23 protein-coding genes are annotated in these 21,701 nt (G+C 56.3%); 11 read left to right on the top strand and 12 right to left on the bottom strand.

The window, feature by feature from the left end:
- Window position 1: 1 nt before the first annotated feature.
- The 8 genes from BMX07_RS04690 to BMX07_RS04655 all read right to left on the bottom strand — a co-directional run bounded on the left by BMX07_RS04690 (window position 2) and on the right by BMX07_RS04655 (window position 7,856).
- A complete protein-coding gene (locus tag BMX07_RS04690; RefSeq protein WP_090614367.1) occupies window positions 2–1,198 on the bottom strand; it encodes a TrbL/VirB6 family protein in 1,197 nt (398 codons plus the stop codon).
- Window positions 1,199–1,200: 2 nt separating this feature from the next.
- Window positions 1,201–2,049 (bottom strand): hypothetical protein, encoded by an 849-nt coding sequence (locus tag BMX07_RS04685; protein ID WP_090614364.1) that lies wholly within the window; start codon window positions 2,047–2,049, stop codon window positions 1,201–1,203.
- 8 nt (window positions 2,050–2,057) lie between these two features.
- The gene (locus tag BMX07_RS04680; protein WP_245742044.1) at window positions 2,058–3,764 is read right to left on the bottom strand and encodes a DUF8186 domain-containing protein; all 1,707 of its coding nucleotides are present in this window, start codon (window positions 3,762–3,764) and stop codon (window positions 2,058–2,060) included.
- A gap of 99 nt (window positions 3,765–3,863) precedes the next feature.
- Window positions 3,864–4,166 carry a pilin gene (locus BMX07_RS04675; protein ID WP_245742043.1) on the bottom strand — a complete coding sequence of 101 codons (303 nt, stop codon included), beginning with the start codon at window positions 4,164–4,166 and terminating at the stop codon, window positions 3,864–3,866.
- Window positions 4,167–4,296: 130 nt separating this feature from the next.
- A complete protein-coding gene (locus BMX07_RS04670) occupies window positions 4,297–4,581 on the bottom strand; it encodes a hypothetical protein (protein WP_090614356.1) in 285 nt (94 codons plus the stop codon).
- Between the two features lie 728 nt (window positions 4,582–5,309).
- Entirely contained in the window at window positions 5,310–5,759 is a 450-nt protein-coding gene (locus BMX07_RS04665; RefSeq protein WP_175480036.1) for an HVO_A0114 family putative DNA-binding protein, read from the bottom strand.
- A 24-nt stretch (window positions 5,760–5,783) separates the two neighbouring features.
- On the bottom strand, window positions 5,784–6,122 hold the full coding sequence (locus tag BMX07_RS04660; RefSeq protein WP_090614352.1) for a toxin-antitoxin system TumE family protein: 339 nt from the start codon (window positions 6,120–6,122) through the stop codon (window positions 5,784–5,786).
- Between the two features lie 378 nt (window positions 6,123–6,500).
- Complete coding sequence (locus BMX07_RS04655) at window positions 6,501–7,856, bottom strand: class I SAM-dependent methyltransferase (RefSeq protein ID WP_090614350.1); 1,356 nt, start codon at window positions 7,854–7,856, stop codon at window positions 6,501–6,503.
- Window positions 7,857–8,608: 752 nt separating this feature from the next.
- Here BMX07_RS04655 and BMX07_RS04650 point away from each other — a divergent pair.
- Complete coding sequence (locus BMX07_RS04650) at window positions 8,609–9,664, top strand: M48 family metallopeptidase (protein ID WP_090614346.1); 1,056 nt, start codon at window positions 8,609–8,611, stop codon at window positions 9,662–9,664.
- 35 nt (window positions 9,665–9,699) lie between these two features.
- Here the strand turns inward: BMX07_RS04650 and BMX07_RS23560 are convergent, their stop codons facing one another.
- The 3 genes from BMX07_RS23560 to BMX07_RS04645 form a co-directional block, all read right to left on the bottom strand.
- Window positions 9,700–10,017: a hypothetical protein gene (locus BMX07_RS23560; protein ID WP_139210802.1), complete on the bottom strand. Its 318-nt coding sequence runs from the start codon at window positions 10,015–10,017 to the stop codon at window positions 9,700–9,702.
- A 37-nt stretch (window positions 10,018–10,054) separates the two neighbouring features.
- Window positions 10,055–11,044 (bottom strand): hypothetical protein, encoded by a 990-nt coding sequence (locus tag BMX07_RS23555; protein WP_139210801.1) that lies wholly within the window; start codon window positions 11,042–11,044, stop codon window positions 10,055–10,057.
- A gap of 670 nt (window positions 11,045–11,714) precedes the next feature.
- Window positions 11,715–11,984 (bottom strand): helix-turn-helix domain-containing protein, encoded by a 270-nt coding sequence (locus BMX07_RS04645; RefSeq protein ID WP_090614343.1) that lies wholly within the window; start codon window positions 11,982–11,984, stop codon window positions 11,715–11,717.
- A 578-nt stretch (window positions 11,985–12,562) separates the two neighbouring features.
- Between BMX07_RS04645 and BMX07_RS04640 the strand changes: the two genes are divergently transcribed.
- The 5 genes from BMX07_RS04640 to BMX07_RS23545 all read left to right on the top strand — a co-directional run bounded on the left by BMX07_RS04640 (window position 12,563) and on the right by BMX07_RS23545 (window position 16,922).
- The gene (locus tag BMX07_RS04640) at window positions 12,563–13,651 is read left to right on the top strand and encodes a tyrosine-type recombinase/integrase (RefSeq protein WP_217643670.1); all 1,089 of its coding nucleotides are present in this window, start codon (window positions 12,563–12,565) and stop codon (window positions 13,649–13,651) included.
- A gap of 494 nt (window positions 13,652–14,145) precedes the next feature.
- Entirely contained in the window at window positions 14,146–14,283 is a 138-nt protein-coding gene (locus tag BMX07_RS25605) for a helix-turn-helix domain-containing protein (RefSeq protein ID WP_139210800.1), read from the top strand.
- Window positions 14,284–14,486: 203 nt separating this feature from the next.
- Window positions 14,487–15,914 (top strand): sodium-dependent transporter, encoded by a 1,428-nt coding sequence (locus BMX07_RS04630; protein WP_090614338.1) that lies wholly within the window; start codon window positions 14,487–14,489, stop codon window positions 15,912–15,914.
- Between the two features lie 493 nt (window positions 15,915–16,407).
- The gene (locus BMX07_RS04625; protein WP_090614335.1) at window positions 16,408–16,626 is read left to right on the top strand and encodes a hypothetical protein; all 219 of its coding nucleotides are present in this window, start codon (window positions 16,408–16,410) and stop codon (window positions 16,624–16,626) included.
- 107 nt (window positions 16,627–16,733) lie between these two features.
- Window positions 16,734–16,922, top strand: a complete 189-nt coding sequence (locus BMX07_RS23545) for a hypothetical protein (protein WP_139210799.1) — start codon at window positions 16,734–16,736, stop codon at window positions 16,920–16,922.
- Between the two features lie 218 nt (window positions 16,923–17,140).
- Here BMX07_RS23545 and BMX07_RS04615 read toward each other — a convergent pair whose 3' ends face one another.
- Window positions 17,141–17,428 (bottom strand): amphi-Trp domain-containing protein, encoded by a 288-nt coding sequence (locus BMX07_RS04615; protein WP_090614891.1) that lies wholly within the window; start codon window positions 17,426–17,428, stop codon window positions 17,141–17,143.
- A gap of 176 nt (window positions 17,429–17,604) precedes the next feature.
- On the opposite strand from BMX07_RS04615, the gene BMX07_RS04610 reads away from it, so the two are divergent.
- The 5 genes from BMX07_RS04610 (at window position 17,605) to BMX07_RS04595 (ending at window position 21,493) form a co-directional block, all read left to right on the top strand.
- Window positions 17,605–17,883 carry an amphi-Trp domain-containing protein gene (locus BMX07_RS04610; RefSeq protein ID WP_090614330.1) on the top strand — a complete coding sequence of 93 codons (279 nt, stop codon included), beginning with the start codon at window positions 17,605–17,607 and terminating at the stop codon, window positions 17,881–17,883.
- Between the two features lie 20 nt (window positions 17,884–17,903).
- Entirely contained in the window at window positions 17,904–18,782 is an 879-nt protein-coding gene (locus tag BMX07_RS04605) for a universal stress protein (protein ID WP_090614327.1), read from the top strand.
- Window positions 18,783–19,114: 332 nt separating this feature from the next.
- Window positions 19,115–19,984, top strand: coding sequence for a hypothetical protein (locus BMX07_RS23540; protein ID WP_139210798.1), 870 nt, complete (start codon window positions 19,115–19,117; stop codon window positions 19,982–19,984).
- Window positions 19,985–20,433: 449 nt separating this feature from the next.
- Window positions 20,434–20,505, top strand: coding sequence for a hypothetical protein (locus BMX07_RS25600; RefSeq protein WP_394328379.1), 72 nt, complete (start codon window positions 20,434–20,436; stop codon window positions 20,503–20,505).
- A 229-nt stretch (window positions 20,506–20,734) separates the two neighbouring features.
- Window positions 20,735–21,493 (top strand): hypothetical protein, encoded by a 759-nt coding sequence (locus BMX07_RS04595; RefSeq protein WP_139210797.1) that lies wholly within the window; start codon window positions 20,735–20,737, stop codon window positions 21,491–21,493.
- The last annotated feature ends 208 nt before the right edge of the window (window positions 21,494–21,701 follow it).

The following is a 21,701-nucleotide window of genomic DNA, read 5'->3' as shown; positions in this document are numbered from 1 at the left end:
ATCACCACCGCGAAACCTTGTTTTTCGTGTTCCTGAACGTCTGCTTCGACCGAGCTTTCGCTATCTTCGCCGACCGTCCGATGTCCGTCTTGGCCTTGTCTCGCATTTTCCCCGTTCTGGACTTTCGCAGGTTGTTGTAGCGGACAGTGTGGCCTTTCGCCGACTGGGCCGCTGCGCCGAGTTTGTGGGCTTTCGAGCCACCGCTGCCGAGTGTCGTCTGTCCGCTCTTCGTTAGCGCTCCGGCGCCGTTCTGGGCGTATCCCCGGTGTACGTTCCGCGCACCGCGGACGCTCTTTCCGACACCGCTCTTCGCGGCGGTCCCAGCGGCCGCTGGATTCGTGCCCTTCACGCCCTTGTGGGCGATGGACTTCATCGCGGGTGCGGACCAGTAGACGGTCATGATCGACGCGACGCAGGCTGCTGGGATGAGCGCGAGCCCCAGTATCAGGTTGAAGAGTCCATCTACGCTGACGGTGAGATCCATCTGCCAACCGATTCGGAAGAGAACCGCGGCAGGGATGCCGGCCAGGATGAGCCCCGGATAGATCGCTGCTGCACGGCGAGCGAGTTGCGAGGCCGGTGAGACCGGCCAGACGTCCATCGCCCATAGCACGCCCAGAAGCGGCATCAGCAGCGTCAGAAGGACGATACCCAGCCATCTCATGGCGAAGATGAACGCTGCGACGAACAGGATGGTGTTCGAGACGACCACAACGAGCAGCACGACGAAGACCCCACCGACCCCGGACTTGATCATCTCCTCGAACCCGCCGGACATGTCCTCGATCGGGGCCAATGCCATCCCGATGTCGTTGACGAACTGGAGCGGTAGCGAAATGAGCGGGAACCAAACGAACGTGCCCATAAACACGAGACCGAGACGTCGAAGCAGCCGTTTTCGCTTGTAATTGCTGATCGATCCCGACCGAAGCCCAATGTACGCGAGCGCGACGGTCAACAGCATGATCGTCAGCGGGAGGATGTACTCGATGTAGAACTCCGAGTAGAGTTCGTCCCACGGGGCGTTATCCGGTTCGCCGACGACGATGTACCGCGAGTCCGATGTGGGCGCCTCGACGCCGACGATCGGTTCGAGAAGAGATGTGAATAGTCTGTCCGCAAACCCGAGAAACGCATCCTTGATGCTCGTGATTACGCTCTCGATCGCGTTTTCGACCTCCTCCTGGAGCCATCCCACTGTCAATCACCTCCGCTGTTGGAGTCGACCGGGCCACCGTCGACGACGGACAGTTCACACGAATACTGTGATCCGCCGTACTCGACTGTCTGCGAGTACGACGGGTTCACGCCTGTCTGGACGATAGCGGTCGCGGTGAGGTCGACAGTATCGAGTTCGCTACACTCGAGATCGCGGCCGGAGACCACGCCCTGCGTCTGGTAAATCGCACCTGGCGAGTAGACCGTCGTCGATTCCCCGTTCGGGAGGAGAACGTCGTGGTAGAATTCCACCTCTTCCGGCTGCTTCACTAACGATAGCGGCGCATCCGTCCACTGGACCGATTCGAGGAACGACGGGGCGGTCCCCGTGTTCTCGATCTCGAGCGCTGCGCGGTTTTCCCACTCACCAGAATCTTTGTCCCACTCCATGTCCGGGTGGTCCTCGGCGCGCTTGAGGTCCGTGATGGTCAGTTCGGGCTCGAGGGACAGCGCGGTTTCGTCGACGATCGAGTCCCCGTCGGAGGCGACCAGTCGATACTCTCCGGGCTGGTAGCCGTCTTTCCCTTCTCCGAGCAGGGTGTAGGCTACCTCGGACGTGTCTCGCGGGTGATCTCGTCTGAACGTCTCCCCGTTCGAGTCGACGAGGTCGACGTGGCTGGCAGAGACGTCGCTCGCAAGCGTCGCGATCAACGTGGGACCGTCCCACTCGATCGTCAGGAACGTCTCGTTCTCACCGTTCGCAGCGTCACTCGAGTTGCGATCACTGTCGATACCTGATGCACACCCCGCGAGGCCAGTGATACCGCTCGTGACGCTAGCGAGGAGCGTTCTACGGTCGATTCCGTGCTGAAATATCTTCTTTTGGTTCATTCGTACTATTACCTGTCTCTTGAGTGTCTTTTGAGGCCGAGCAATTCGCCGTTGGTCACGTAGTCGACGCCGAACGCGAGGAGCGCGACGGGCAAGAACCACAGTAGCGTCACGATGACGAGATCGACGAACGTCTGGAAGCCGAGGAACTCGCGCGGGACGATCGTAGTGGTCGCTGCCGACGAGTAGGGCTGGTCGGTTCGCCACCACCCTTCGGGGTTGTATTCGCCACGGATGGTGAGGCCCGGATTCTGGACCGTGATAACAGCCGTCCCGTTCTGGTCGAGTGGTACGGACTGATTGCCAATTTCGACCCGACCACCCGAAACCGGGTCGCCGGTCGTCGTATCCGTCACCTCCGCCCGAACGGTCGCGTGAGTCGAATTGTCCTCCGTGACCGTGAGCGTGAGATTCGCTTCGTGAACCGCTTGCAGCTCACTCAACGTTACCGTCTCGGATTGTCCGCGGACGATACCGTCGACGGTGACCTCCTCGAGCGCACCTTCGTCGAGGGTCTCCGAGCTGAGGGCGACCGAGTCCGCGTTCGTGTAGGGGCTGGCCGTCTCGAGGTCGATCACCGACGGAAGCTCTGGCCCGGTCCGTTCCTCTCCCCAGGTCTCCTCGATCCGGAGCGGAACGGTGCCGTTCGCAAGTTCCGTCGGCACGTGGGGTTCAGCCTCACTCGGAAACGCGTGGACCTGGACCGGACGAACCGACGACGCGGATGTCGTCGACCCGTTCGCTTTGTGCGTGACCATCTCGTCCCACCCCGGCGTCCCGGCCGTGTAGAACCACCAGTTGCTGCGAGCCCGGATGTCACCGTCGACGGTGATCGTCGACCATTCCGTGTCCGGGTGGACGGCCGCACCGACGCGATCCGACTTCGCCTCGAAGTTTACCCGGCGCCCCGAGACGTTTGACAGCTGGTTCACTACGACCGACTGCGTATCTCTGACGGTCTGCTCTACGGAGATCGTATCGTCGTACGATTCCCACTCCTCACAGACTTCTGAGTTCGCGTTCCAGTCGGTACAACTCTCTGTTTCCGCTTCCAGCTCGGCGGAGATCGTGGCTTCGACCTCGAGCGTGACCGAATCGGAGAGATTTGAATACCCCAGTATCGATCGGTGGCCGTCGTCCGTACTCAGCGTCTGTCCGTCGGCCTCGAGAGTGACCGTCTCGATCGACGTATCGACGAGCGACCACTCTACGCGCTCCCTATCGGTCTTCTCGTCGTCTGGGAGAGCTACCCGGAAATCGCTCACTGCCAGGACCTCACCGTCCGGGGCGACGTACTGGGTCGTGTTCGTCGCGTTGGTGTCGTGGAGGATCGTCGAGGGTTGGACGGCAGCGATACTCACGAACGCGTCTTTGATGTAGGTCCCGTCCGTGAGGTTGGCATCAGCGGGAGCGACGGACTCTTCAGATCCACCGGAGTTGTAATCCTGGAAGTCACCTCGGGTCCAGTCCTCGGCAGCTTTCGGCGGGTGTTCGAACGGAATATCGGTCGATCGGGCGAGCGCTCGTTCGGCACCCTCTCGAGGGTCGACTTCACCGTCCTCGAACTCGTCCTCTGACAGTCCGCCATCGTCGACATCGTTCGACCAGAGTCGATAGAAGTCGCTACTGTTGACTCCGTACGCTGGTCCGTCGTCTGGAATCGTCGTCCCGTATTCGCTCTCGTTGGCGGTCGCGACGGAAGCCGTTCCTATCACAGTCGAAGCGGTACTACAGACGAGCAATGCTCCGACCAAGACGGCGATCGTTCGTGGGGAGGGCATGATGGTGGAGGGAAGGAACGCAATCGCATCTCCTCACAACGGCTTCACACAGTCCGAGAAGGAGAATCCCATCTGGCTGCCGATCTTGTCGATGAGCTCCGGCGAGATCAGCGCGAAGACGATGATCCCGAACCCGATCACCGACATAACGAGTTTCTCCTTGGCCTTGTTCTTCTTCTCGGGATTACCGCCTGCTCGCATGTACGAGAGGCCTGATCGACCGATGAAGAAGGCCGTTGCCGGAAGGCCGAGTCCTGCGAGGGCACCGAAAACGATGTTGATCCCGGTTTCGACGCCGGTCCCGCAGTAGACGTCGCCGACACCGCTCTGTGCCATCGCTGGTGTGACGGCGACGAGACAGAGCATAAGGCCGGCTGCCAAAGTCAACGCCGCTGGCCGCACTCTGCTGAATGCCGATGTCGTTGATGACTCGTTAAGCGATTCGACAGCTCTGGAGGAAGTATGCTTACTCATCGCACGAGGGTGTGGGCTGGTCATGGCCATCGAGTAAAGCCTCGAGATCCTCGAGACAGGACGTCCGTTCGCGCAACTCGTCGAAGTCCCGACTGCCGTCTTGGACCGTTCGCTCGACGAGTTCGACGAGTCGTTGGCGGTCGATGTTACGGTACGCCATCTGCTCGGACAGTGCTTCCCGAAAGAGTCCGGACGCGTTGATCCCGGTTGCCCAACTGAGAAACAACGCATCTGCCGGTCGTATAGAGACCGACGTGGTGACTGTTTTCCCTTCCATATCAGCTACCTCTCGCGTTACGGTTCGCGGTTTCACCAGTTCCGTTCATTGAATATCACTGCAATTTGATATCAGTTCGTGGCACAACTGTTCTGCATTTTCATTACTGTCGACCATCGCCTGCCACAATTAGATACTGCTATTCACTACATAATAAAACTATGTAAGTACTTAAATCAATAAAAATCAGATGTGGTTAGTATCCTGCTCTCTTCAACGCAATCGTTCGCAGTTGTCAAGATTGGGGGTGGTGTTGTACATATCGTGCTCTCTCATACGAGTCAAACCACAGTGAGGCATCAACGTTAGATGCAGAACTCATCGGGCGGGCCGATGAAGTTGCAGCAACTGCTATCCGATCGTAGGTAACAGACGATTTTGAACTGTGCAACCGCTGTACTGAGTGATTCAGCTCCGGCGAACCTGACGAACACTATTCGTACGAATGGAACACTGCGGTACTGCGCAGCATCTGCGAGCGGAGCGAGCGGTTGTCCGCCGGATCAGGGTGAAATCCCGCGACGGCAGCCTTTCGGCATCAACGGGTTTTGCCGGGGGTTAAGGCGAGCGTCTCCCACGTTCGCCGATGCCACCGGCAAAAGTGGTCGCTGTATTGACCGCTGGATGGAGCAAAAACATCATTCTTTGAGTGTTTCGACAAATCCGTAAGAAGGGATTGCTCAAATTTCCAGCCATTACTTCCAAGACGGTGAAAAAACTCCTAAGACCTACGGTGCGACGGCTGCCGTATCGCCAGAATCTGGATCGAACGGGAGGTTGATGACGAGTTCGTTGAACCAGACGACCGGGCGCTTACTCTGGCCATCTTCCTCGAAGAAGATGATACCCAGCTGGGCGAGTCGACTGAGTTCTTCGTGGACGTTTTTCACGTCCCGGTCAACAACCCGCGCGGTCTCGTTGATGCTAGATGGTTCTTCCTGGCGGATGGCTTCGATGAGATCGAGGACGCGCGGTGTTAGCGTCTCCATGAGGTCGTCGTAGCTGGTGAACGAGAGCGTCGGCGTAGAATCCACCGCGTCGCCCTGTTCGAGCGCTTTGATACCGTCGGAGACATCGTCTTGAAACTCACTGGACGACTTTACAGTCACGACGAGGGTTGATTCTGCCTGAAGCTGTTCGCGCTCCATCGGGTGCAGCGGCGGCGTGGTATCGTTCATGGGTATCACCGTGGTGTGATGATCTCACGTGACCTCGAACTCGGATTTCGGGATCTCGCTCCAGAACCGTTCCCAGAGTTCGACCATTCCGGGGAACGTGAGTATATCCGGGTCGGGATCGGGTGCGACGTGCAGTTCGTGCCCTTTCGTATCCTCGTGCGAGTTGTCGTACCGACGAATCGTCCCATCGTCAAGCGTTTGGGGCGGATCGGGCTCCGTCGCGCCGTAGTGGAGTTTGTAGGCCCACCCAGACGGGTATGCGTCCCGGTCTGTCCGCATGCAAAACACGCGGACAACGGTCCCGTCGGGATACTTCCTCCCCTCACTTACGCCATCGAGGTCGTCGCCGGTCAGTGAGGCCATCCTCGGCCATTGGTACACGGACCAATGCAATAAGACTATTGGTCGGAAGAACAATAGCAGTTTACTCGCTCTCAGACTGCTCGTTCGTCTGATTCCCCTAGTAGTAACGTCTGTTGGACTAATAAGGAACTCACTCGAGTTCGAGAACTCCCCTCCGACCGATACGCGCTCTGTACTGAACGATGTGTGGTCCACCCGTATTGACTGTCAGATACTTTGAATTCATCAGGCGACTAGGCTATTTTAGGGCCCTCTGCTTTCATCGGACGACCGACTGTTTCCGATCATGATGGACCTCTGTATGAACGTTCCAAGTTCGGTCTCCTTGAGGTTGGATACGTAACGGAATCCAGAGTGGCACCAATAATTAGAACGAAATCATTTCACGGCAACGGCCACTGGCACACTTTTTGCGTCAAAGACGTGCTCGTTCCCGGTGATTTTCTGCTCGAGTGTTTCCATCGCTTCGGCCATCCGCTGATAGAGACGCTTCTCTTCGATAGAAGCATCAGCACGTTCCGCTCGCGTTTTCGCGTAGTGGAGACGGTTAGAGTGAAACACCGTCCAGTAATCCCGCCGTTCCGAACTGCTCAAACCCACGGTGTGGTAGTTCTCCAGGTCCAACCAGACGTCCGTGGGTTCTGGTGAGAGACGCTTCATGTGAGTCGGGAGTCGTCGACCGTGGGTGCGATCGCTGCTCCCCGGGATGTCGTCCGTAAATTCGACGACCCACTCCATATCCTCGTCCGGTGGGTAGTGCAGATGCTGTCCGTCTTCGCAACTCCGGACCAGCAGATAGCCACCGTCTCGAACAGCCTCCCAGAGGAGCGATAGCACGGATTCCTGGTTCGCAAGGTGGTGAAACAGGTAGGCGGCGAAGACTATATCGAACGTCTCGAAGTCGGCGTCAGGGAGGTTGTTCACGTCGAGCCAGCGATACTCGATGTTCGGAGCGTTGTACTGGTCTTTGGCGACCTCGAGTGCGTTTCGCGACTGATCGATGGCGATCACGTCGAAGCGATCGTCGTTGCCAAACCGGCTCTTCGTGACCGTTCCGTAGCCACATCCCGCGTCGAGCACGCGATACGGCGGCTCAATGTCTCGCTCCTGAAGCTGGTCCACGATCCGATCGATGTTCCGCACGTCCTGTTCGCGGTGGATCGCCGCGGACAATTGCAGTCGATCGTGATCCACCTCGACGTCGTACTCGCTCGGTCCGTCGTGGTCCGCCTGCTCCAGAAACGGTCTCCGCGGATCGGCGAGGAGTTCGTCCATCATCCGAGAGAGTGACTGCTGGAGCCTACTCTCGTACTCCTCCTGGGTTGCGTACGTGAAGTAGCCCGTCTCCCGGCACTCCTCCCTGAAGTCCTGAACAGCCGTGTACGATTCCGGGTCGAGTTTGCTCGTGGGGACGTTCTGCTCTGAGAACCCGATTATCGACGGTATATCACCCTCGAGTGCGAGCCGTCGTATCGTATCAGTGAGGCTCGTTCCGCCTGTTCTCGTGTCGTCGACGGTCGTCCAGAACGTCCCTAGGACCGCGTCGATCTCCTCCTCGAGGTCGGTCTTATCGAGATCGACGTGGACGGCTGATACCGGCTCGAGGTGAATGTCCTGCGTACGGCCGGTCGTCGAGTTCCAATCGATGACAACGTCTCTTGCGATAGTTCGCTCTTGGTCGATGTCGTCGGCCATGGCGAGGAGGACCCGGTAGACGGTGGCTTCAGTCGGCATGCTTGTTTCCAATACAAATCGCTTCGCAAAATGAGTGGCGAATTGTGGTGCGGGAAGAGGGGTGTTATAGAACGGTTCTCTGATCCTCTTCACAGCTACCCAACAAGCGGTTATACAGGTCAAGCAGGTAACGGTGTGGCAGTCGAGTTCATTGATAGCTGTCAAAAACTGCGTGCTAGGGTCTCGTCGAGAAAGACGAACTCGACCGGCGAACGAATTACTACACGATCATGGCTCGTAGTCGCCGGGGAACTCGATTGATGATAGCAGTGTCGGTCTGTTCAAGGCGACCAATGGCTACTCGGTGACTGCTTGGGACAGTTCCCCCGAGTCGAGGCGATTCTATCGGTCGACTACGGGTGAGTCAAAATACGGTTTCGGTCGATGGTTGCGAGATCAACGGTGGTGTTGATCTTGGAGAGAATAAGTCGGTAGTGGTGCTTCGTCTGATTCACTGTGCTGATCGCGAGGTCGACGAACTCTGGACTGGCGGTGTTGGAGGACGACATTGAGTCTTCAATCGTGTGCTCGAGCCCTGGTCTCGAGGAATACTGAAAATCTAAGCTCCGTGTACGGTACGAGGGTAATATGCTGGACTATGATCCCATTATGTGGTGTGATTGAACCTTCGGGCCTCACTCACGTCGAGATAGAGGTGCCAGCAGACAGGCTTTGAGTCGTCCAGAAAATGAAGATTGCAATTACATTAGAACGCAGATCAAGCCAACCGTGCGGTGAGCGTGATATAAGAAATGACGGTGAACATCACACAGAGAAATCGAAGAAAGAAAGTCGAGAAGACGCCTCTAGAACAAATCATGGTCGCGAACGGGGAAAGGACCAATTTGTATGGTTTAATGGTGATACTGCTCTTTGGACTTAGTGTAACGGCTCTTCTGACGACGGTCGTCGCAGGAAGTATTATCACTCTATTTTTGCTTCTCATCTATGAGTTTTTGTTTCAACCAGCAACACTTCCTGCAGCGGAAATCCTCGTCCCGATCATCTGTAGCGCAGGAATCTGTCTGCTGATTCTCTTGGTGCGTCATGAACGAGATGCACCCGTGCATACGATCCGTTCGGTCGGTGCTTCTCGGGCTCGAAGAGAGGAGCGTTCCGAATTGATAGATACTGTCCAATTGGTTGCTCACCAAGCTGTAGTGCCTGTCCCGGACGTTTACGTCGCGCCAATGGACGCGCCGGTTTCGTTCACGACAGGATTCAAGCCACAAACCGCACGACTCGTGGTGAGTGAGGGACTGGTGACGCTACTCGAGCAGTCCGAGCTCGAAGCGGTCATTGCACACGAAATCGCTCACGTGCAAAATCGGGACGCAGCGGTAATGACTGCCGTCTCGTTACCGGTCGGGTCCTCACAGCGCGTTTTTCGTCTTCTCTCGAACTCCACTATCGGTGTCGAACACGGACACACAAGTCGTGCTGATCTCGGGGATGCACTTGTCACTGCTGGACTGATCCTCGTTCTTCCAGTCTGGATCGTCGCTGTCCTCTGTTGGACAGCGCTCTCTCGGACGCGAGAATTCACCGCTGACAGCGGCGCAATTGCTATCACCGGGAAACCGGTTGCGCTGGCTACTGCCCTCGAAAAAATCGATTCAACACTTGCCGAACGACCATCGACTGATCTTAGAAGTGCAGAGGTTTCACCGCTTGCGATCGTTGAACCTCCACGGAAACAGCCTGATTTTGGCGGCGTACCGTTACCTACCAGCCGGTTGAACCGGATAGTAACGACGCATCCCAGTACAGAGCGACGACTCGAGCGACTTCGAGAACGAGATCCGTGAACGGAAAATGACTTTTCACCATATAAAATATGGGTTTAGGAGTCTCTTGGTAGTTTAGAATACAGAATTAGTGCCGAAATGGCAATTACAATAGTCACAATCCCATATAATGGGGGGAGAGTATCATCATAAATGATTAGTCCACCTGCAATAAGAACTGGAATACCAATTGCGAGTGATGCTTGATAGATTTCTACACCTTCAAGAGCAATTAGGAATGATACGATTATAAGAGACAAAGATATTAACTTATATGCTATCGGATGTGATTGGTCATAGGTTAAAATGACACCAACTAAAATAACTACCGAACCAATAACCTCCGGGAAGCGTATTTTATTGTGTATGTCCATAGGAAATAACTGGAATTCGTGGTATTAAGTTCTAGTATTATCCCCAAGTACCGGTCGCCGATCCTGCTATAATAATGAGTGCAATAATGAGTAGTACGACAAGAACAAGAAAGTCATTTGCGTGTGTTCCTTTGTTTGGTCCCCCATGGTCATCAATCCACTCTGCTGCATCATCTCCAGCCTGATTAAGCGAATCAACAATGTCGTCAACCGCTGCAGTTGGATCTGGAGGATCTATCTGGTATCTAGCACATTCGCCGTCTGGGGCGCCGAACCAAACCCCATTAAGATCTTCTTCAACACCAACCCACATTTGAATATCGGTTTCAACATCCCAACCCCCCAAACCGAGAACCTCTTTCTGAATATGAGCTGTTGCCGAAGCAAGCGGCGGAGTCATCCCAGAATTACAATCTTTTGGTTGACCAATAGCGAGATCATCCGCCTGTACACACCATTTTGATCTGCCAAACGGGACACAGAGATTGAAGGGAATTGAGTTAGGTACTTTAGGCAGATTCGGTATTGAGAAGGCCGGTCTAACAGTTTTATTTTCCGTTACATCCTCATCCAGCACCGTCTTTTCTTCAATAAGATAATTTTGTGGTATATTAACTGAATATCGAGTAAAATTTTGTTGGAATGCTAAATGATTCCCTTGAAGCCATTCTGGGGCATAGACACCTGCTTCCGGTGCATCCGTGATCCGATATACTGCATCTGCTTTATCGTTGGGTGATTGAATTCCTTCAGCGATAAACAGATCAAGTGCACCTTCACCATAGGGGGAAATGAAAGCAACCCGATCTTGTGATGGGTGTTTAGCTACACCAGGGATGCCACTGAATCCACCAGTGTATGAGGCAATTTCCTGAACGGATCCATTATAAATCTCACCACTCACCATTGGATATTCCTCTCCAGTATCCGCTGCCAGTACTTGCCCTGTGCCTACTGTTAGTAGCGATCCTGTTGCTCCGATGGTCTTTAATAGCTTCCGTCTGGAATTACCGTGCCGGTTTACCATACACTATTTCGTAATTTCCAATACAATAAACCTTTTCTATTATCTTAGATTGAGTAAATTCTGAATGTAGTGATGTAAGCTGTCTCCTGGATATATTTGTGACTGTCTTACGGTAGAGAGGTTGATTCAGTTGTTGCCAACCAGTATTTTATCCTATTATCAACATAATAGGATTATTGTCTTGCTACTTATTCGTTTCCAAAGCTTTATTCTAAAAAAGGCCACTACAATAGTTGAACAGGGCGTGACCTTCAGCTCGGTCTCCAACTACTCAAGGAGTGCGTTGAGGTCGGTATGTTCCAATTCGTCTACTGCGTCGATGAACGCACGGTAGTGAGGCTCCGAGCAACGAGGATCTGACTTACTCTTTCCCAATCATTCGTCTAAATTGCGTTAGTGAATAAAGTGAATATATATGCGAGTCGGCTCGTTCATCGGGCCCTTCTTGAGCGAATCACCACAGATATACTTCACCAGTCCGCCGCTTGTGTTCGCTCGTCATACCATGCTGAATATGCGCTATGTAGTCAGCACCACTCTCAAACACCATCTGAAATTGGCAGGGCTCTCAGCGGTCAGTTCGCATATCCACCCACTATTTAACCCGTCGAATGAAGGATGGAAACAGCCTTGCCGGAATAGTTCTATGACCCCCTCGTGCGGAAAGATGTTATACGTTAGACGGATCGAACTGCTCGAGTCGGTCCCGCTCCTCATCCAACAGCTCTCCTTGAAGATATCGTCGACCGACGCCAGTGATACAGTAGTACCCGCCGGTTGCGTCTTTCTTCTCGATGAGTCCGGCGGCGTTCAAAATTCGAACGCGCTGCTGGACGGTCCCCTTGGTCGGATCCATGTTTTTGGCGATGGTCGCGGGCGGGGCCTGAAAGTCGTCCAGCTCGTGGCCGTCTAGAAACTCCAGAATATCGAGATCGCTCATCTGAATCCACGCTATTCGTGCTCGCATAGTAACTGGACTACGTGACTACCGTACTCTGTGGTGGCATCGGCAAAAAAGCCTCTGTAAGCGCTTGAATCCGGCCGTCTGCCACATGACCGTAGCCAGATAAGCATATGCTGAATCACAGTGGTGTATACACAATATTTAATACTACCAATGGCAAATAGCCTGAATACAAAGCCTGCGATAAACCTGGCCTGGCCCCAAGAATTCGGCCCATGGACTGAGGAACGATAGGCTGCCCACCAAAACGGCGTCAGAAAGGGATCGACTGACCATCTACCCTTTCTGGCCTGAGACGCAAAAAGCTTCGTCTCCGGTTAGAGGCTTCTATGCGTCACTCGGGCATCGAGGCAACCGCACTCTCAGCGCCGAAACGCGGACCGAGAGCCACGCATGTCACCAACTGTCACCAGAGAACCCCCGAATGGGGACAAAACGACGAGAGAAACGCCCGTAGATCGAATATGCGCCTCTTTTTCGAGACCAGGTAGGCGAGAATGTGCGGAATGCAATCCACCGAATCGAACTGAATTCAGGAGATCGGGAGGTGAACGATGAACCCACCTCAGACTGCCGGCCCGGGCGATGTGCCCGATCTCGAGCTCGAGGAGGCGATGCAGTTGTTCATCAGTCGGAACCAGCCGAACTGGAAGGGCGAGACGGCTCGGACCTACCGCAAGAGTCTCGATACCTTCGAGGCGTTCGCAGAAGAGACCGACCTCGAGACGCTCGACGACCTCGAGATGTGGCGCGTCGGGCGGTTCACAGACTACCTGCTCTCGCAGGACTACGCTCGCGTCACCGTCCAGAGCAAGCAGAAACAGGCGCGTCGCTGGCTCAAGTGGCTCGAATCGCAAGGCTATATCGAGGTCGGTACGCACCTAGCGATCGAGCCGCTGAAGCTCACCGACAGTGAGCAGACCAGTTCGGACATTTTCCGGCCGGAGACGCTGAACGAGACGCTCGCATACTACCGCGATTCCCTCAAGTGGCGATCGAAACGAGGGCACGCACTCCTCGAGATCATCGGCCACACTGGTGCCCGTCGATCCTGTATCCGTGCACTCGACGTCGACGACTACGATCCCGAAGCGCGGACGCTGACGTTTCTGAATCGGCCGAAGACCGGGACTCGGCTCAAGCGGGGCGATGCCCATCAGCGGAAGGTCGTCCTCGCCGAGACGCCGAATCGCATCCTCGAGGAATACGTCGAGCGCGATCGCAGCGAGAGGCACGACGAGCACGGCCGTCGTCCACTGTTTGCCAGCGCGCGCGGCCGCCCGGTCAAGAGCACGATCACGAACTGGATCTACCAGGCGACGCTCCCGTGCGTTCGGAAATCGTGCCCCCACGGGAAGGAGCGTCACAAATGCCAGTGGACGGAACAGCAGGACAGCAGCAAGTGCCCGTCGTCGACGTCGCCCCATCCAGTCCGTCGCGGTTCGATCACCTGGCAGCTCAACATTGGCCGCTCGGTTCAGGACGTGGCCGATCGTGCGGCTACGACCCCCGACGTGATCCGCCGGTACTACGACAGACCCGATCTCGACTCGGAGCTACGACGTCGGATCACGGACTTCGACGGTATCGACCTCTGTAAGCACAGCGACCCGAGCGACATCAACGAGGAGATCGACCAATGACACTTACGGTCAGCGACGGAGCATCGAGAATAGCTCAAGTTTATTCCCTCCGACCCCACTCTGACCTTAATTATTGCGGTTTCGTACGAATTAAACCTGTCAGAAGGAATCTATACCTGACGGGGTGGTCGGCGTGACGCTTTCCGAAACGGAAGCGAAGCGTCTCCGAATCAATCGGGGGCTCACACCGCTGCCGACGAAAAGCCGCGAATTTCGCTGTGACGAGTGCGGTGCTCGGTGTACTGTCCTGCTCGACGGCCAGTCGGAAGCGGGTCACAAGCGGGGGTGTTCTCGCCGACTCGAGCGGACGGGCTCGAACCGAGTCTGTCCGTCACTGACCGACGGCGAGGAGGTGCAGCGATGATCGGTTTCGTTCCAGCGAGTCGGCTATTCGACGTCGAGAGCGACGCCAAACGCCGGAAAATAAAGAAATCCCATGCCGCGATGGAGGCCCGTGAACAGCGTGGGGACGATCACGGACGACCGCCCTCGAAGTGATCCGCCTCCGAGAGGCTGGCCGTTCATGGAGGGACATTGCCGGCGAAACGGGCGTGAACCGATCGACCGCCCGTGGAATCTACGATCGGCGAGACCGCTACCTCAAGGAAGCCGAATCCGGAGGAGTAGCATAACCGAGGGTTTCTCAGACAGCCCCGTAGAAGACAACAGATCACATAAATTCCGCGTGCCGTTGATGTAAATAGACCAGCAGATACACATGCGAACTGATCTGGTTAAGCGTCGTGTTCAGATTACCTGATTTCATATCACCGCGAATGAACTGAGCCAGTGATAAACAATTCTTATGCGCGCCGAGTCGGTTCCCTGAGACAGAATGGTACGTGAGAGTTGGTCGAGTCGCGCCGGATTTATCCTGGCCGCGGTCGGAAGCGCGGTCGGACTGGGGAACATCTGGCGATTTCCCTGGATGACCGCGGAGAACGGTGGGAGTGCCTTTCTACTGTTGTATCTACTCATCGTCCTCGGCGTCGGGGTGCCGGGATTGCTGGCCGCATTCGTGATCGGTCGACGGTCGAATCGGAACCCAGTGGGGGCGTTCAAATCGCTCGGCGGATCGCGTTTCTGGACGGTGTTGGGCGTGCTCTGTGTCGTCACCTCGATCATACTGATGTCGTTCTACAGCGTCGTCGGCGGATGGATCCTCAGGTACTTCCTCGAGAGCGCGACGGGTGCCTATTTCGTGGATCCCGAAACTCACTTCGCGGCGATCAGCTACGGTGCCGAAGCGTTCGGCTACCAACTCGCCGTCCTCGCGGCCACGTCTCTGATCGTCGCCGCGGGGATCAGACGCGGCATCGAGGCGACGACGAAGGTGATGATACCCGGCGTCGTCGTGTTGCTCGTCGGACTCGCGATCTGGGCGGCCCGACAACCCGGTGCCGCGCAGGGATACGAGTTCTACCTCACATTCGACGGTGCCTACCTCGCGGAGAACTTCCTATCGGTACTGGGAGCGGCCGCCGGCCAGGCGCTGTTCACTCTCTCGATCGGCAGCGGGACGATGATTACCTACGCCTCCTACGTCGACGACGACCGCTCGCTGCCCCTCGACGCCTCGGCTATCGCTGTGTTCAATCTCGGTATCGGCATCCTGGCCGGACTCGTGGTGTTCCCGTTGCTGTTCTCATTCGCGCCGGGACCGACTGAGGGCGGCCCCGGCGCCCTGTTCATCGGGATCGCCGGCGCGTTCGCGAGCCTGCCCGGCGGGCGACTTCTCGGCGCGGTCTTCTTCCTCATCGTTCTCCTCGCAGCCCTGACGAGTCTGATCAGCATGCTCGAGATTCCGGTCTCGTTTCTGGTTGACGAGTTCGGCCTCGAGCGGTCGACAGCGACCTGGGGGCTATTCGCGCTGATCACACTCACCGGCGGCGTGAACGCGTTCAGCCCCGCGGTGTTTACGCTGTTCGCGAACCACCTCGTCGATCTACTCTTGGTACTTGGTCTGACCGGGTTCATGGTGTACACGGCTTGGGTCCTCGGTCCGGTCGCGATTGAGGAGTATCTCAAAGGTTCGGGACAGCTCTCGCGCCCACTGGTGGTCCCGTGGCGATACGCGATCGGGACCCTCTTCCCAGTGTTTCTCCTCTTTACCTTCTACGCCGATGTCGCGGCCCTGGTCGGGCTGTCAGCGGGAACGGGACTGTTGTTGGTCGCGGCGCTGCTGACATTGATGGCACTTGTCTTCGTGGCCCGTCGTTCCGTCTCCGAAAACCGACCGCAACCAAGCGAGAGTACGGACTGACTGAGACACGTCGCTCAGTCGAACCGAACGTTTGCGCTACGAGCGCGACAGAGTCGCGCCCTCAACGAAATCTCGAGAGAGCGAAGCCTGCTGGACTGGACGATTCCGAAGGAATCGCTTCCAGTCGGGTGTCAACGCCGTCCGACGACAGCGGGGCAAAGGTCTTCGAGCGTCGGCGCTTCGTGCCGACAACCTCTCGGGATCTTCGATACCGCTTCGCTTCGACGAAAGGTATACCTCTCCCTCGGCTCACGGCCGTCGCCTCGTTCGCTCACACTGAAACGCCCTGGGGAATTCAACAGGACGCCACATCATCAATCGATTCACGAAGGCGCTCGCGCGACTCTAAAATGCTCTTCGTAGATGGTACGTCATCGCTCCGGAACTCACTCATATCGATATCACAGACGTCGCTGAAGATCCGTTGATAGGCAATCATCGCGTTCAGCATGGCATCGAACTGCTCCTCGCGTAGCCTGTCGACTTCCGCTTCGTGATTGGAAAGGCGATCATCCGGATCACTGTCGATGGCGAGGATCTCCGACGCTGGATCCAGTTCATCGACCAGGAGTGTGGCGGCTGGGCTGACCGACCTGTCTCGGCAGTCGACGAGGCACAGGAAGTCCTCGAGAAGGTTCTCTTATCATATCAACCGTTAGAGACCGACACGAGAGTCTCCGTGGTGAGCAACTCGAGCGAGAGGCGGACCTGAGATGCGGCTGCTTGCTGAGGCGAAAGCAGTTGCCGGCCCAGAGCCCGACAGATCTGCTCTCGCGGTGACGGACCGTCTCAGCGCTGAAGCGATCCGGAGGCCGAAACATGACGACCGAACCAGAGCATCCAGTCCACGCCCGTCTCGAGGAAATCCTCTCTGAGGTTCGGGTTCTCAACCGGCAACTGATCCACCCGCTCACACTTGACCCAGCGATCCGTAACCTCAAGGAGACGATCGAGGTTTACAAACGACTCGAGGCAGAGGATTTGGACAGTGCGGAGGGCGGCCGATGACGAGGGAGTATTCAAAGCCATTGCGGAGGAAATAGATCGATTCGTAGGTTGAAGCTGCTTTTGTTGGAGCGTGTCATAGAATCCATCTCATAATATCTCACAGCCCGGATCGTTTCCTCGCTCGTAGTTGGTGATGGCAACGACGAGTCGTAGACAGAGCGCAACAAATTATTCATCAGCGGGCCGTTCACGAAGGAACCGTTAGGTACGTCGCCTGATCACTCAATTGCCAACTGGCCGCTCTCGTCGGCTCCTTCACTGCCGTTCTCGTCCCATTCGAGTTCGAACTCGATACTCACTTTACCGGGCCCGTCCGCCGGGCCTTCGCGTTCGGCTTTGACCTCAAACGTCGGGCGGGCTGGCGGTTCCATCGTCACGGACTCGGAACCCGATTTTAGTGTGACTGCATTGTCTTGCTCGAGTTTGTCGGCGACACTGTGAAGATACGAGGCGATCTCTTCTCGGGTCTGTCCGCTCTCTGATTTGAACAGGACTTCTTCGGGCATACAGAGTAACAACACTCCGCCTGTACCCATAAGCGCATTCTCTGTCGGAAACAGTGTCAGTCACGTACCTGACAAACTACTCCGATAGTCAGTCGGGTAACCGAGACGGTCTGCTAGACCGTTCAGTACCTCTATACACCTCCGAGTTTATACCCCTTGTCGGCATACCAGTTTGCATGGGGGAACTCGAAACTGAAGAGCAACGGTCCCGGACAGAAATCGCTAGCTATCTCCGCGAGATGGCTGACCAGTTGGATGGTGATGGTGACGTGACGCTGGAACTCGGCGGCACGCAAGTGCGGCTTGATCCGACTGAGCCGGTCACGTTCAAACTCGAGGGTGAATCAGACTGGTCCGAAGGGGACACGGAAGCAAAGCAGAGCATCGAGTTCGAACTCGTCTGGTGGCAAGAGGCGAACACCGCCGAGGAAGGGACGTTAGACGTGCAGGAGTGAGTACGGTTCAAAACTGCACCATGTACACCGAGATCCTCTTTCCCACTGATGGCAGCGAGGGTGCGTCGGTCACGTTTGACCATGTCCTCGAGATCGCCGCCGCCCACGACTCGACAGTGCACATCCTTCACGTCGCAGACACGATGAAAGACAGCGTCGTTCGGATGCAAGGGGATGTCGTTGACGTCCTTGAGCAAGAAGGTGCCCAAATCGTTCGTGACGCCACAGACCGTGCCCGAGAACGGGGAGTGGATACGGTCACCGAGGTCCGCCAGGGGACTCCCTACAGTACGATTATCGACTATGCAGAATCGCGCAATGTTGATCTCATCACTATGCCGACTCATGGCCGCCGCGGTCTGAAGCGGTTCCTGCTCGGCAGTACGACCGAGCGTGTCGTACGACGTGCGGACACCCCTGTGTTGACATTCAAACCGAACGGCGAATCGGTCACCTATCCGTATCGCGATGTGCTGGTTCCAACTGACGGAAGTGACTGTGCACGTGAGGCGCTCACGGTCGGAGTCGAAATCGCTGATACGGAAGACGCGGCCCTCCATCTTCTGTCCGTTATCACTACGTCGAGCCTTGGCGTCGACGTCCGGAGTGATATCCAGTTACCGTCGCTCGAGGAGAGTGCCAAGACCATCCTGGAAGGCGCGTCGTCGTTCGCGGAAGACGCTGGCGTCGACCCAGTTTCCGAGACGGTTGAAAGTGGCGGGTCAATCCACCAAGCGATCTGCGCGTATATCGAAGCCCATGATATCGACCTCGTCGTCGTCGGCACACATGGCCGGACTGGCTTTGATCGATATCTCCTTGGAAGCGTCACCGAACATCTCATTCGGACCTCGCCGATTCCAGTACTGACGGTTCGAGAATCTCCATCGGAAGCATAAGACCGTTATCCACTCGCCCTGCAAGACGTACTACACGGAGTATCTTCACACCAATTTTCATTTCGTGGCTAGAAGTCGGCTAAACGGAGCGGATTGCCGGCGTGATCGTTCCGGCGGTCGTCTCGGCTCGAGGTCGACGTGTAACATCGGGGATCGGACTTCGTTGACGTGCAACCAAGGGTTTGGAGAAACATTTCCTTTTGGTTCGGACTATAGATAAAACGGGAATAACTCTGTGACGATGAAATCTGATTGTCCACCAATACTCGGAGCTATTGGAAATATCCAACACTGGAAAAACTTAAGTGTTTAGATATTAGTGATAGTTACAGATGGCGAACGATCCTGAATACGGCCGCGAAAATAGTAGTAATAGTTCTACAAGCAACCGCCGATCGGTTCTAAAGGCGATTGGTGGAACTACAGTAGGAATTGGTGCACTAGGGACTATGACTGATCCTGCTGTAGCCCACCACAACGAAGAGCCCGACCACGACTACGGCGTTAAATCCGACAACTGTGACACTCTTGGTAACCCTGATGACATCGTCATAAATCAAACGCTGAAAGCCGAAACCTGGTACCGGGGTTTCGATTCTGACCGACACAAACATGAGTGGGTAACGGCGATTGGTTGTTCAGCGATTACAGAAGATGAGAATGGATCGGTACCACGCGACATACAAAAAGGGGTACTCGAAGTCAAGTGGAATGAAGATCGGTACGACTACCCTGCAGTTGAACCCAGGCCTGCTGGGTACAGCCCCAAAGCCTACGCATACAAAGATGCCACGGATCCGTTAGAAAATCCGTGCGAAACGTGCGACCATGTCATGCAGGCTAGTGCTGGTCTTTTAGCCGGTTACGTTGGTGGAACTGTCGGTTCGGTGTTGTGGACCGGTGGAACACTTGCTGCAAACTACCTTGATGAAAACGTGAGTGACAACAGTGGTCCAAACCTCTTCCTCGAATTTGATTTCGAGAACTGGGCAAATCACGCTGTCGAACAGGCTCACTACAACTGGGTCTATCACGTCTATCTCGATCTCGGCGATCGGCAATCAGTAACTGTAACTACCACTGACTACGGACACAATGCCACCGTTTCCTCAGCCATCGAATTAACCTACGATGTCCACCAGTTCCAGTACGAAATTCATACCGAAGTTGAACACGATACAATCCATAGCGACTCCTGTTGATCGGATCCAAATAAGTATCATCGTACTGCTTGCTTGGTTTCCACTCATTATCTATGATCGACGGTGCTCGAGCCCTCAAACTGCCTTCCGTTCTGAGCAACCTCTATCATCGGGACGCGAAAATTGGGTGTTAGCTGATGCGCTGCGGCCGATTGCGGATATTGATCGGCTCCGGAGAGCGACAAGCGTGTCATCGCGATCGTCGACGAAGTTGACATCTTCGAAGATGACACCGCTCTCCAAACGCTCTGCGACATTCCGAACGTGACGATCGTCGCGATCACGAGCGACGAAGGCCATCTCTTTGTCACCTATACTCTCGCGTTCGGAGCCGACTCCTGAGTGCAGAGACGATTACGTTGGCCCGATTTTCGCACGTCCAATTGACCGATATCCTTCAAGCCCGTATCCAGGCTGAGTTGCGGCCGGGAACGAGCACGAGCGACGCCATGGATTACATCGCCGATGTCGCTGCGGGAGATGCTCGTGAGGCGATCGGAATGCTTTGGAGTGCGGTGTGATACGTTTCCAGGGACAGCTACCACTCGCAAATCACGGGCAAGATCATGGACAGCATCCACTTGGCAGCCCTCGAGGAGATCTATCTCGAGCGACTGCGCTTTCGGTCCGGCGTGGGATCGCTTCCGAGCGCGGAATCGACGCGTTCCCGTCCCAGACCGTCCCAATTGCAGTGAGATACTGTTTTTTACCCAACATATAGAAAAGATGGAAACGGGCCTCTGTAGCCATATGGCAGATCGGCACCGGCGATCGATGCTCGCGAGTAGCGCCACACTCCTGACCGGCAGTCTGGTCGTCCCGACCAGCGCGGTGGGGACGCAGGACACGAACGAGGACGAGACGGCCGACACGAGCGGGGGTGACATCGAGGTCGACGTGACGGTCGAGGAAACTACGCATATCGACGACTTCACGACGGAATTCGAGCTCTGCGTGCGGAACTACGGCGACGAAGCCGTCTCGGTTCCGGTCTCCCTCGAGATCGGGGCCATCACCGACGAGGAGGGGCCGCTCGAGATCGGTCCCGGCGAGAGCGAGGACGAGACGCTCGGCTTCGTCCATCCGCGGAGCCTGGGGGCGGGCGAACACGAGTGGACGATCACCGCGGGCGGGGCGACCGAAACCGGGACGCTGGTCGTCGAGGCCGACGACGACTACGAGGAGCGGGACGAGGGGTTCCACCTCTCCCTGATCTCCCCGAAAAGCGGCAGGGACGAGCCGATCGTCCACACGCTCTACGACGGGCAGGAGCGGTCCGGCGGGTTCCTCGTCCTCGAGATCGTCAGCTATCACTACGAGCCCGTCGAGAGGGAGGTGGTCTTCGAGGTCGGCGACGAGACGCAGCGGACCCGCCTCGAGTTCGAGCCCCGAAGACACAGGCAGCCGTACTTCGCCTACAAACTCGAGGAGGGCGAGTACGAGTGGACGGCCTCGATCGGTGACGATTCGGTCTCGGGGCAGATCCATATCGTTCCCGAGGAGTGCTGAGGGCCGTCGGGTAGCCTGGTAGCGTGCGTCGGGGTTTCGAGTGTCGCGCTCGAGCGGCGGGCGATCGACCGCCACGGGACTGGGGGCGGGCTTCGATGCCACGTCGGGGTCCGGGGTCGTGGTGCTCGAGGGTGGGGGCAGCGCGGTGATCGTACTTTCGGGGTGTTGTGACGTGGCGGTCGAGGGTCGCGTTTGCTCTCGTATCGGC

The sequence above is a fragment of the Natrinema salaciae genome (assembly GCF_900110865.1).
GTDB lineage: Archaea > Halobacteriota > Halobacteria > Halobacteriales > Natrialbaceae > Natrinema > Natrinema salaciae.
The sequence above is the reverse complement of the archived record's forward strand: the minus strand, read 5'-3'. Positions and strand labels throughout refer to the sequence as shown.